General features: G+C 63.8%; 10 protein-coding genes and 1 pseudogene. 3 read left to right on the plus strand and 8 right to left on the minus strand.

Features of this window, described 5'->3' with window-relative positions:
- Window positions 1–40: 40 nt before the first annotated feature.
- From O9Z70_RS00815 to O9Z70_RS00845, 7 genes and pseudogenes are all read right to left on the minus strand, one after another.
- Window positions 41–514 (minus strand): annotated as a pseudogene (locus O9Z70_RS00815) (UPF0262 family protein); the annotation flags it as partial.
- An 8-nt stretch (window positions 515–522) separates the two neighbouring features.
- Window positions 523–1,815: a histidinol dehydrogenase gene (gene hisD / locus O9Z70_RS00820; RefSeq protein ID WP_286020616.1), complete on the minus strand. Its 1,293-nt coding sequence runs from the start codon at window positions 1,813–1,815 to the stop codon at window positions 523–525.
- 89 nt (window positions 1,816–1,904) lie between these two features.
- Window positions 1,905–2,336: a DUF2948 family protein gene (locus tag O9Z70_RS00825; RefSeq protein WP_286020617.1), complete on the minus strand. Its 432-nt coding sequence runs from the start codon at window positions 2,334–2,336 to the stop codon at window positions 1,905–1,907.
- A gap of 147 nt (window positions 2,337–2,483) precedes the next feature.
- Entirely contained in the window at window positions 2,484–4,124 is a 1,641-nt protein-coding gene (locus O9Z70_RS00830; RefSeq protein WP_286020618.1) for an ABC transporter ATP-binding protein, read from the minus strand.
- Window positions 4,124–5,047 (minus strand): ABC transporter permease, encoded by a 924-nt coding sequence (locus O9Z70_RS00835; protein ID WP_286022047.1) that lies wholly within the window; start codon window positions 5,045–5,047, stop codon window positions 4,124–4,126. The genes O9Z70_RS00830 and O9Z70_RS00835 overlap by 1 nt, the downstream gene beginning before the upstream one ends.
- Window positions 5,048–5,089: 42 nt before the next feature.
- Window positions 5,090–6,070, minus strand: a complete 981-nt coding sequence (locus tag O9Z70_RS00840; RefSeq protein ID WP_286020619.1) for an ABC transporter permease — start codon at window positions 6,068–6,070, stop codon at window positions 5,090–5,092.
- A gap of 75 nt (window positions 6,071–6,145) precedes the next feature.
- Complete coding sequence (locus O9Z70_RS00845) at window positions 6,146–7,723, minus strand: ABC transporter substrate-binding protein (RefSeq protein ID WP_286020620.1); 1,578 nt, start codon at window positions 7,721–7,723, stop codon at window positions 6,146–6,148.
- Window positions 7,724–8,061: 338 nt separating this feature from the next.
- Between O9Z70_RS00845 and O9Z70_RS00850 the strand changes: the two genes are divergently transcribed.
- Window positions 8,062–9,000: an aldo/keto reductase gene (locus O9Z70_RS00850; protein WP_353057829.1), complete on the plus strand. Its 939-nt coding sequence runs from the start codon at window positions 8,062–8,064 to the stop codon at window positions 8,998–9,000.
- 100 nt (window positions 9,001–9,100) lie between these two features.
- Here O9Z70_RS00850 and O9Z70_RS00855 read toward each other — a convergent pair whose 3' ends face one another.
- Window positions 9,101–9,415 carry an HU family DNA-binding protein gene (locus O9Z70_RS00855; protein WP_286020622.1) on the minus strand — a complete coding sequence of 105 codons (315 nt, stop codon included), beginning with the start codon at window positions 9,413–9,415 and terminating at the stop codon, window positions 9,101–9,103.
- A 189-nt stretch (window positions 9,416–9,604) separates the two neighbouring features.
- Here O9Z70_RS00855 and rirA point away from each other — a divergent pair, with 189 nt between their 5' ends.
- Both rirA and O9Z70_RS00865 read left to right on the plus strand, forming a co-directional pair.
- Window positions 9,605–10,081, plus strand: coding sequence for an iron-responsive transcriptional regulator RirA (gene rirA, locus O9Z70_RS00860; RefSeq protein ID WP_286020623.1), 477 nt, complete (start codon window positions 9,605–9,607; stop codon window positions 10,079–10,081).
- Between the two features lie 243 nt (window positions 10,082–10,324).
- The gene (locus tag O9Z70_RS00865; RefSeq protein ID WP_286020624.1) at window positions 10,325–12,133 is read left to right on the plus strand and encodes an ABC-F family ATP-binding cassette domain-containing protein; all 1,809 of its coding nucleotides are present in this window, start codon (window positions 10,325–10,327) and stop codon (window positions 12,131–12,133) included.
- Window positions 12,134–12,215 lie beyond the last annotated feature (82 nt).

Raw genomic sequence — 12,215 nt, forward strand, 5'->3', positions numbered from 1 at the left:
TCGCCTCGTCGATGCGGCTGGCATAGGGCTGCACCGCGCAGATCAGGGTGAACAGCCGCCGCGCCGTGTTGAGATCGATGATGATCTTGTTGGTGAGGCGGGTGCGCAGCAATTCGGCCGCCTCGTTGTGCATGCCGCGCCTGGCCATGTCGACGGTCTCGATCTGGAAGGGCTGGGCCGAGCGGATCGCCTCGTAATAGGCGTCGCGGATGCGGAAATAATCGCGGATCAGCCGGCGGAACGGGGTCAGCGACAGATAATGGGCGGCGATGGGCTGGAAGGTCTCGGGATTGCGCACATCGAGCAGGATATAATTGCCGACAATGGATACGTGCAGCGCATAGGGGCCTTCGGCCGCGACCCGCGCCGGCTTGAAGCTATTGTCCTCCAGCAGGTCATAGATGGCGATGCGCCATTCATGCACCTCGTCGGGGTCGATCGAGGTGATGGTATTGGGATCGAGCGTGACAATGACCAGCCGGTCCTTGCTGGCGGCGGCCTGCCCATTGCCCATCGAGATGCTCAAGCGTTCAACCGGATGGAAATCGACCGGCCATGGCCATCGAGGCCCTCGACCTCGGCTATGGTCACCGCCGGCTCGGCCAGGGCCGCCAGCGCCGCAGGCGTGCAGCCCAGCAGCGAGGTGCGCTTCATGAAGTCCAAGACGCCCAGCCCCGAAGCGAAGCGCGCCGAGCGGGCAGTGGGCAGGACGTGGTTGGAGCCGCCGACATAATCGCCGATGGCCTCGGGCGTGTGATGGCCGAGAAAGATTGCGCCGGCATGGCGGATGGAGGGCAATAGAACCTGCGGATCGTCCAGCGCCAGTTCGACATGTTCGGAAGCGATGCGGTTGGCGAGCATGGCGGCTTCGTCGAGCGAGCCGACCGTGATGACGGCGCCGAATTCCTCCCAGCCCTGGCGGGCAATGTCCTGCTTGGGCAGCAGCGCCAGCTGCCGGTCCATTTCCGCCTCGACGGCATCGGCCAGCCCGGCATCCACAGTGACGAGAATGGACTGGGCCCCGGCCCCGTGCTCGGCCTGGGCGATGAGGTCGGCGGCGATCCAGGCCGGATTGGCGGTGCCATCGGCGATGACCAGGATTTCGGAGGGGCCGGCGATCATGTCGATGCCCACCTGGCCGAAAACCTGGCGCTTGGCGCTGGCCACATAGGCATTGCCGGGACCGACCACCTTGTCGACCCGCGCTATGCTCGCCGTGCCATAGGCGAGGGCGGCCACGGCCTGAGCCCCGCCAATGCGGTAGATTTCGGTGACGCCGGCAATCTCGGCGGCGGCGAGAATGGCGGGAGCGATCTCGCCATTGGGCGTCGGCACGACCATGGCGATGCGCTCCACACCCGCCACGCGCGCCGGCACGGCGTTCATGAGCACCGAGGAGGGATAGGAGGCCAGCCCGCCGGGCACATAGATGCCGACCGCATCCACGGCGGTCCAGCGGGTGCCCAGGGTGACGCCAAGGGCATCGGTATAGAGCTGATCTTCCGGCTTCTGCTTCTGGTGATGCGCCTTGATGCGGTCATGCGCCGTTTGCAGCGCCGCGCGGACCCGGTCCGGCACCTGCCGGGCAGCGGCGGCGATGTCCTGTTCGGTGAAGGCGAGGGTCGAGGCACTGATCCCGGCCTTGTCGAACTTGTTGGTCAGCTCCACCAGCGCCGCGTCGCCGCGCGTCCGCACATCCTCGATGATGGTGGCGACGATGTCGCCGACATCCTTGCTCGCCTCGCGCTTGCCGTCGAGGAGCAGGGAGAATTGCCGTTCGAAATCGGCGGCGGCGCTATCGAGGCGAAGAGGCATGGAAAGCTTTCTAGCGAGGGGAGGAGAGCGGGGCACAAGGCCGGCATCTGGCCGGGGCATGGAGGCAGAGGCCGTCCGGGCGGCCATTGCTAATCCAGCGCATGCACCGGCTTGCCGGAGGCGGCCCAGGCGGCGCCGAGATCGGCGAGGCGGGCTTCGAGATAATCGACGCTGAGCCGCACCGTGCCGCCACCGGCAAAGCGCAGCTCGACCAGGCCGGCGGGCGGGTCCTCTTGGTCGAAATGGATGGCGAGCAGTTCCAGCACGCCTTCGGGCGCCGCCGGATCGAAACCGGCATAGGCCACATGGCTGACGCCGTCGAAATGCAGGGCGGCGCGCTTGCGCAGCGCCTTGGTGCGGGGTTTGTCGCTGGTCCAGTCGAAGCGGTTCATCAGCAGCGCGAAGCGGCGGTCGCCGCGGGCATAGCCCATATCGGCCACGCGGATGACGGCATCCTGCACATGGGCGGACACAACTTCGAGGTCTTCACTGTCAAGCGCGATGAGCTTGAGATCGGTCATGGCGGAGGCCCTATTGGTGATTGCAGCCTATCTGGTCAAGCCGATCCCGATCTACAAGGTTGCTGGCAGCGGGGCAATGCGCCGCGTGTGATTAAGGGGAGCCGGATGGGCCAGCGCCACCGGCCGATCGGCGCCGCTGGCGGTCCCTCACGCCACTTTGGAAATGTCCGGCACGGCGTCGAGCAGCATCCTGGTGTAATCCGCCTGCGGATTGTCGAAGATGGCATCGGTGGGACCCTTTTCCACCAGGATGCCGTTGTGCAGCACGCCGACAGCGGTGGACATCTGCCGCACCACCGCCAGGTTATGGCTGATCAGCAGATAGGTCAGCCCGAATTCGGCCTGCAATTCGCTCATCAGGTCCAGCACCTGCGCCTGCACCGAAACGTCGAGCGCCGAGGTGGGCTCGTCGCAGACGATGAATTCGGGCTGGCTGGACAGGGCCCGCGCAATGGCGATGCGCTGGCGCTGGCCGCCGGAAAATTCATGCGGGAACTTGCGCATGACCGATGGATCGAGGCGCACGCGGCGCAGCAATTCGGCCACGCGGTCCTCGACTTCGGCGCGCCCGCGGGCAATGCCCAGGGTCCGCATCGGCTCGGCGACGATATCGGCCACGCGCCAGCGCGGATTGAGGCTGGCATAGGGGTCCTGGAAGATCATCTGCACGCGCTTGCGGCGCTCCTGATGGCCCTTGCCGCCGGCCCAGATATCGTGGCCATCGACCAGGATGTGCCCGGAAGTGGGACGCAGCAAGCCGACGATCATCTTGGCGCAGGTGGACTTGCCCGAGCCCGATTCACCCACCAGGCCGAAGGTCTCGCCCCGGGGAATGGTGAAGCTGACATCGTTGACGGCCCGGAAGATCTCGGTCTTGCCCGGCAGCAATTTGGTGAAGCTGCCCGCGCCGATCTCGAAATCGCGGACCAGGTTCTTCACCTGCACATAGGCGCCGTCGTCATTGGCGGTCTCGCTGGGGGCAAGCGCATTGTCCTGGCGCTGGATGGTGGGAATGGATTCGATCAGCTTGATCGTATAGGGCTCGCGCGGGCGGCGGATGATATCCCCCACCGTGCCGGTCTCCACCACCGTACCCTGATGCATCACCACCATGCGGTCGGCCGTCTGGGCGATGACGCCCATATCGTGGGTGATCAGCATGACCGCCGCGCCATGGCTGGAGCAGAGCTTCTTCAGCACCTTGATGATCTGGGCCTGCACCGAGACGTCGAGCGCCGAGGTCGGCTCGTCGGCGATGATCAGTTCCGGCCCGGCGGCGATGGCCAGGGCGATCACCACGCGCTGGCGCATGCCGCCCGAAAACTGGTGCGGATAGGAATCGATGCGCTCGGCCGCCTTGGGAATGCCGGCCTCGACCAGCAGGTCGATGGCCTTCTGGCGCGCTTCAGCCTCCGAGAGCGGCAAATGCGTGCGGATGGTCTCCACCAATTGCTCGCCCACCGTATAGAGCGGATTGAGGCTGGTCAGCGGGTCCTGGAACACCATGCCGATGCGCTTGCCGCGCAGCCGCGCCTTCTGCTCCTCGGACAGATTGTCGATGCGCTCGCCCTTGAGGCGGATTTCGCCGCTGGCAATATGGCCGGGCGGCTCGATCAGGCCGATGACGGCCGAGCCGGTCATCGATTTGCCGGCGCCCGATTCCCCCACCACGCCGACGACTTCGCCGGGCATGATGTCGAAGGAAACGCCGTTGACGGCGCGGAAGACGTCTTTGCGGAAGGGGAACTCGACGACGAGGTCCCTGATGGAAAGAACCGGCTCGGTCATCAGCGCAACTTCGGGTTGAGGGCATCGCGGAGCCAGTCACCGAGCAGGTTGACCGACAGGGCGAGCAGGACAAGGGTGATGGCCGGGAAGAGCAGGATCCACCACTCGCCCGAGAACAGGAATTGCTGGCCGATGCGGATCAGCGTGCCGAGCGAGGGCTGGGTCGGGGGCACGCCGACGCCGAGATAGGACAGCGTGGCTTCCTCGATAATGGCCAGCGCCAGCCCGATCGTGCCGATGACCAGGACCGGGCCCATCACATTGGGCAGCACGTGGCGCAACAGGATGATGAACGGATTGACCCCCAGGATGCGGGCGGCCGCCACATAATCCTTCTGCCGCTCGACCATGGTGGCGCCGCGCACGGTACGGGCGAATTGCGCCCAATTGGCCAGGCCGATGGCCAGGATCAGCACCCACATGGCCGCGCCTTCCTGCTGGTTGGGCGGAATGAGGCCGCGCGCCACCCCGAAGATCAGCAGGGCGATGAGAATGGCCGGGAAGGAGAGCTGCACGTCGGCGACGCGCATGATGACGGCATCGATCACGCCGCCCACATAGCCGGCGACCAGGCCGAGGCCGACCCCCATCACCATGGCGAAGAGCGTCGCCATCACGCCGACGAAAAGCGAGACGCGGCTGCCATACATGATGGTCGAGAACACGTCGCGTCCCTGATTGTCGGTGCCCATCAGGAAATATTTGCCGGAGAAGGAGGACGAATTGGGTGGCGTGAAGCCGTCCATCAGGTTCAGCGTTGCCGGATTGAACGGATTATAGGGGGCGATCCAGGGGGCCAGGACTGCCATCAGGATCAGCACCGCCGCCACGATGGAGGCGACGATGGTGACCGGCGAGTGCCGGTAGGACCACAGGATGTCGGACCCGATAAACGTCTTCCACCGCGAGGTTTTGGCGGCGATTACTGGCTGCTCGGGCGAATGGGGCAGATCGGTCACCAGATCTTACCTCCCGGACTTGGCGCCGTCGCGCAGGCGCGGATCGACGATGAAATAGAGGATGTCGACGATGAGGTTGATGACCACGAAGACCAGCGCCACGAAGACGAGATAGGCGGCCATGACCGGAACGTCGACGACGGCGACGGAATTGACGAAGAGCGAACCGACGCCCGGCCATTGGAACACCGTTTCGGTGATGATGGCGAAGGCGATGACCGAACCCAGTTGCAGCCCGGTTATGGTAATGACCGGCACCATAGTGTTCTTGAGCGCGTGGCCGAAATTGATCGCCCGCTGGCTGAGACCCCTGGCCTTGGCGAAGCGGATGTAATCGGTGCGCAGCACTTCGAGCATTTCCGCCCGCACCAGGCGCATGATCAGGGTCAGCTGGAACAGCGACAGGGTGATGGCCGGCAGGATCAGCGAGCGCAGGCCCGATTCGGTGAGCAGCCCGGTGCGCCACCAGCCCAGATCGACCACTTGCCCGCGCCCGAACGAGGGCAGCCATTTCAATTCGACCGCAAAGATGTAGATCAGGCCGATGCCGATGAGAAAGGTGGGCAGCGACACGCCGATCAGCGAGGCGGTCATGATGACGCCGGACGAGAAAGCGCGCGGCCGCAAAGCGGTGTAGATGCCCAGGAACACCCCGACGGTCACTGCGACGGTGACCGAGGCGACGGCGAGTTCGATCGTCGCCGGCAGGCGGTCCAGGATCAGTTGGCTGACCGGTTGCTGCAGGCGGTAGGAGATGCCGAACTGCCCTTGCAGGGCATTGATGATGAAATGATAGAATTGGACGTAGAACGGCTCGTTCAGGCCCAGCCTTTCGCGCAGGGCCTCATGGTCGGCCATGGTGGAATCCTGGCCCAGCATCGAGGAGACGGGGTCGCCCACATAGCGAAAGACCAGGAATGCGATGAAGGCCACGACGAGCATGACGATGATCGATTGCAGCAGGCGGCGGGCAATGAAGGCCAGCATAGGCGCCCTCCAGAATGCAGAACCGCCGCGAGAGCTTGATCAGGCTCCGCGCGGCGGTTCCGGGCTAAGGGACTTTTACTCGAAGACAACCGTGGTCATGCGCGGCTGGTCTTCCGGATGCACCGGCAGGGTGATGCCGTCGCGCATGGCATAGGACAGCACCTGGTTGTGGATCGGCAGCAAGACGCGGTCGGTCTTCACCACATCCCAGATTTCCGCGATGGTCGCGTCACGCTTGTCGAGATCGGTTTCGGTGCCCAGCGAGATGATCTTCTCGTCCAGTTCCGGGTTGGTATAGAGCCCGATATTGTAGGTGCCGTGGCTCGACGTCTTGGTATGGACCAGATCGTTGAACACATAGGCGGAGTCGAAGGTCGGCACACCCCAGCCGAGCAGGTAGAAGTCGGTCTCGTTGTTCAGGATCATCGGGGAGTGCTGGGCCACGGGCCGCGAGGCCAGCGTCACATTGATGCCGATCTGGCCGAGCATGCCGACATAGGCCTGCGAGATGGCTTCGTCATTGACATAGCGGTCGTTCGGCGTGTCGAGGGTGATGCTGAAGCCGTCCGGATAGCCGGCCTCGGCGAGCAGGGCCTTGGCCTTTTCCACGTCGGGCGCCGGATAGGCGTCGAGTTCGGGGGTCCAGCCGTTCACGAAGGGCGGGTTGGCAATGCCGGTCGGGATGGAATTGCCGCGCATCACCACCTGCTGGATCGCATCGCGATCGAGCGCCAGCTCCATGGCCTCACGAACCCTCGGATCGTTGATCGGGTTGGAATCGGTGATGTTGGAGGATTTCAGCGGCTCGTCGCCAAAGCGGTAACCGAAATAGATGAAGCGGTTTTCCGGGCCGGTCTCGACCTTGAAGCCGGCCGAATTGCGCAGGCGCTCGATATCCTGGACCGGAACGTCCTGGACGATGTCGACGTCGCCCGAGAGCAGCGCGGCGATACGGGTGGCCGCATCGGTGATCGGTAGATAGATGATCTCGGTCACGGCGGGAGTGCCGTCCCAATGGTCCTCGAAGGCGTTCAGCACGGTGCGCACGTCGACTTCGCGCGAGACCAGCGTATAGGGGCCGGTGCCATTGGTGTTCAATACCGCGTAATTGCTTTCGCCGGCGGCAAAGTCCTGCACATCCTGCAGGTCGTGCTCTTCCGACCAGCCCTTGTCCATCACGAAAGTATTGGTGATGTTGTTGGGATAGAGCGGGCTCGGGCCGATCATCTGTACTTCGACGGTATAGTCGTCCACAGCGCGGATTTCGGCCACTTCGGCGTGCAGCTGCCGGAGATTGGAGCTGTCCGAACGCGCGCGGTCGAAGGAGAACACCACGTCTTCGGCGGTGAAATCTTCGCCATTGTGGAACTTCACGCCCTCGCGGAGCTTGAACACCCACACGGTCGGATCGTCTTCCTTGATGTGCCATTCGGTGGCCAGACGCGGCACCAGGTTGCCGTCCGTGTCACGGTCGAGCAGCGTTTCATAGATGTGGTGAGACATCGTATGAGTAACGCCCTGGTTCTGCGAATGCGGATCCAGGGTCAGCGCGTCCGATGCGCGCGCCCAACGGATCGTTTCGGCCTGAGCAACACCGGCGAGCATCGTCGAGGCAATAAGAACCGCCGCGATGCGGGTCAGTGATGAATGCATGGAGTTTCTCCCGTTCCTTAATTACATCCCCTCGACGATTGATACTTGCCGGGGGCTTGGTCACACAAAAGCCTAGAATGGAAGGGAGCGCAACGAGAATCGTTGACCGTTTGGTCAATTGGCGGAGCTCCCTAATGGCTATCCACAAGAATGGACGGTTTTTTACCAATCCGTTCGGTGCCGGCCATTGCCGCTGACCGCGATGGCCAGGTTGCCAGGCCTGTGCCATCCTGCCCCAAACAGCAAAATCGCCGAACAAAATACCGGCCCGGGCGTTGAAGGCCTGGATGACCGAAGACCCGGACGATCGAAGAACTGGACGATCAAGGAGAGAAATGATGAACCGCCGGCCCCTCGGACGCAGTGAACTGGTGATCGAACCCCTCGTTCTGGGGGGCAATGTCTTTGGCTGGACCGTGGACGAAGAGGCCGGGTTCGATATTCTCGATGCCTTCATCGATGCCGGCTTCACCGCCATCGACACGGCGGAAGGCTATCCCAATTGGGTGCCGGACAATCCTCCCGGCATGAGCGAGACCATTATCGGCAAATGGCTCAAGGCGCGCGGCAATCGCGACAAGGTGCATGTCATCACCAAGGTCAATTCGGCCAAGCAGGGCGGCGGGCTCAAGGCCGACGCCATCCGCGAGAGCGTCGAAGCCTCGCTCAGGCGCTTGCAGACCGATTATATCGATCTCTATTTCAGCCATTGGCCGGATCCGGAATCCGAGCACGAGGAAACCCTGACCGCCTATGACACGCTGATCCGGGCCGGCAAGGTGCGCAGTATCGGCGCTTCCAATTATTCCAGGGAGATGATGGAGGCGGCCCAGCAGACCGCCATCATCAAATCGCTGCCGCGCTACGAGGTGACGCAGCCCTGCTACAATCTGTATGACCGGGCGGAATTCGACGCGTTGCGGCCCTATCTGATGGAGAACGATGTCGGCGCCATCGTTTATCGCAGTCTGGCCTCGGGCTTTCTCACCGGCAAATATCGCCGCGAAGCCGATCTCGGCCAATCGCCGCGCGGCGGTGGCGTCGGCCGCTATCTCGACGAGCGGGGGAAGAATATTCTCGCCGCCCTGGACCGGGCAGCCGAGGAACTGGAGGCCAGCCCCGCCGAAATCTCGCTGGCATGGCTCGTGGCCCAGGAGGGCGTAAGCGCCCCGATCGCCTCGGCCAGTTCGGTGGAGCAAGTGCGCAGTCTGGCGCGCGGCGTCCGCCTGACCCTGCCGGAAAATCTTCAGACCCTGCTGACCGAAGCGGGCGCCTGAGCCCGCCGCCGGGCATTTGCCACTCGCAGGAGCGTCCCGGGCCGATCCTTAGACCAGTTCGGGGTGAGGTCTGCTCGATAAGCCTTGGCGACCTCAAGCGTTATTTCCGAGGCTTTCCCGGGTTTGAACGCTGTTGGAGCGCGGTGCGCAGCCGGATGCCGGGAATGAAGATCACCGCCTGGTGCGGGGCGATGGCATGTTCCTCGCCGGTGCGGGGATTGCGGCCGATGCGCTCGGCGCGGGAGCGCACTTGCAGGGAGCCGAAGCCGGTCAGCTTGACGGTTTCGCCCGCCGCCAGCGCCGCACCGATCAATTCGAACATCCTCTGGCCGATCGCAGTCACATCGGCGCGCGCCAGCTTGTTCGCCTCGGCCGCTTGTTCTGAAAGCATGGCACGCGTGACGGTTTTATCCATCGGGGCTTCCTCCAGATGTCAGATTCTTAACAAGGAACATAAATTGCTGTCCAGTGTCCTGCTGCAGGATCAAACATGACTTGTGACTTCAAGATTATTTGACATTTTTTAGAATGGTTATAAGCTGGACGGTGCAATATGAAGTGCACGGCCGCTACGGCCTGCCCTTGATGTGAAGGAAAGACCGCCGTGAGACTGACCCGCCAATCCAATTATGCCATTCGCACGCTGGTCTATTGCGCCGTTAACGAATCGCAGCTCAGCCGGGTTGCCGAAATTGCCCGGGCCTATGGCATTTCCGAGCTGTTCCTGTTCAAGCTGATCAAGCCGCTGGTGGAAAACGGGCTGTTGCAGACGGTGCGCGGCCGTCATGGCGGCATTAAACTGGGCAAGCCGGCCGAGCAGATCACCCTGCTCGATACCATTCGGCTCACCGAAGAAAGTTTCGCGCTGGCCGAATGTTTCGAGGACGGCGCCGATTGCCCGCTGATCGGGGAATGCGACCTCAATGGCGCGCTGCGCGAGGCCCTGGGCGCCTTTTTCGACGTGCTCCAGAAGCACACGATCGCCGATCTGGCCAGCAAGAAGCGCTCGATCCGCGAACGGCTGGGCATCACCGCCGCCGAGGCGGTGAACGAAAGCGTCGCCGCCATCTCCGTCGCCTGATTAAAATCTGACCGGCAAACTCAAATATGAGTTTGACAATCATGTTAAGGCGTGATTGATAAAGGGCATGGCGCTGCGACCCCTTGGGGCCTGTGGGTCCGCGCCGTAACGACGGGGCTTGCTGCTACCGTCTCCCCGGGCCGGTCAGGATCCTCAACGTCCTGGCCGGTCTTTTCATCAGCCGGCGCAATTGATCTGCCGGACGCCCTATGCTCTATCCGGACCAGATTTTCCGGGTTTCACATGGCCGCTCCACCGCTTCTCTCCCTTCAGGACATCCAGCTCACTTTCGGCGGCGCGCAATTGCTCGAAGCGGCCGAACTGATCGTCTCGCCCGGCCAGCGCATTGCCCTGGTGGGTCGCAACGGCTCGGGCAAGTCCACCCTGCTCAAGATCGCCGCCGGCCTGGTGCAGCATGACAGCGGCCGGCGTTTCGCCGAGCCCAATGCCACCATTCGCTACCTGCCGCAGGAGCCGGACCTTTCAGGCTTTGCCACGATCCTGGCCTATGTAGAGGCCGGATTGGCGCCGGGCGACGACCCTTATCGCGCCCAATATCTGCTCCATGCCCTGGGCCTTACCGGCCAGGAGAACCCGCTATCGCTATCGGGTGGCGAGGGCCGCCGCGCCGCCCTGGCCCGGGTGCTGGCGCCGCAGCCCGACATCCTGCTCCTGGACGAGCCCACCAACCATCTCGACCTGCCGGTCATCGAATGGCTGCAGGACGAACTCAACCAGATGCGCTCGGCCATGGTGCTGATCAGCCATGATCGGCGCTTCCTCTCCGATCTTTCGCGGTCCACCGTCTGGCTCGACCGCGGCGTCACCCGCCGCATCGAAAAGGGCTTTTCCGCCTTCGAGGCCTGGCGCGACGAGGTGCTGGAGCAGGAGGAGCGGGACCGTCACAAGCTCGACCGGCAGATCCTGCGCGAGGAGCACTGGCTGCGCTACGGCGTCACCGCCCGCCGCAAGCGCAATGTCGGCCGGCTCGAAAAGCTCGCCAATCTGCGTCAGGACCGGCGCGAACAGCGGCGCGTCACCGGCTCGGTCAGCCTGGCGGTGAGCGAAGGCCGCACTTCCGGGGCGCTGGTGGTGGAAGCGGAAAACGTCTCCAAGAGCTTCGGGCCCCGCGCCATCGTCAGCGATTTCTCCACCCGGGTGCTGCGCGGCGACCGGGTCGGCATTGTCGGCCCCAATGGCGCCGGCAAGACCACGCTGATCAAATTGCTGACCGGCCTGCTCGAGCCCGATAGCGGCACGGTCAAGCTCGGCTCGGCGATCGAATTGGCCATGCTCGACCAGGGCCGCGCCCGGCTCGAACCGGAAACGCGGCTGCGCGACGCGCTGACCGGCGGCGGCAGCGACACGATCCACATCAATGGCGCGCCCAAGCACGTCATCGGCTATATGCAGGATTTCCTGTTCACCCCCGACCAGGCCAATACGCCCATCGGCAAGCTGTCCGGCGGTGAACGCGCCCGCGTCGGCCTGGCCCGGGCCCTGGCCTTGCCCTCCAATTTCCTGGTGCTGGACGAGCCGACCAACGATCTCGACCTCGAAACCCTCGACCTGCTCGAGGAAATGGTCGCCGATTATGCCGGCACGGTAGTCGTGGTCAGCCATGACCGCGATTTCCTCGACCGGGTGGCCACGTCGGTGATCATGGCGGAAGGGGACGGACGCTGGACCGAATATGCCGGCGGCTATACTGATATGGTGGCCCAGCGCGGCCAGGGCGTCACCGCCCGCACCACCGACAAGGCGCCCAAGGCGAGCAGGCCCAGAACAGAACCGGCCTCGGCGCCACCCGCCAGGCGCAAGCTGAGCTTCAAGCAAAAGCACGCGCTCGAAACCCTGCCCAGGGACATCGACCGGTTCGCCGCCGAGATCGAGGCGCTCAATGCCGCCTTGTCCGATCCGGGCTTCTACACCAGGGACCCCGAGGGCTTTGCCGCCAAATCCGCAATCCTGGTGGCGACCGAAGCCAAAAAATCCGCGGCCGAGGAGCAATGGCTGGAACTGGAAATGCTGCGCGAGGAATTGGAGACATAGCGCGGTGTCGGTGATGCGCGCTGGTCCAGGGCGCATCCTCACGGATCGTCAAGGCGGAAAGGCCGGGCACTCGCCCGGCCTT

This window comes from Devosia sp. YIM 151766 (assembly GCF_030285925.1).
In the GTDB taxonomy this organism is placed as follows: Bacteria; Pseudomonadota; Alphaproteobacteria; order Rhizobiales; family Devosiaceae; genus Devosia.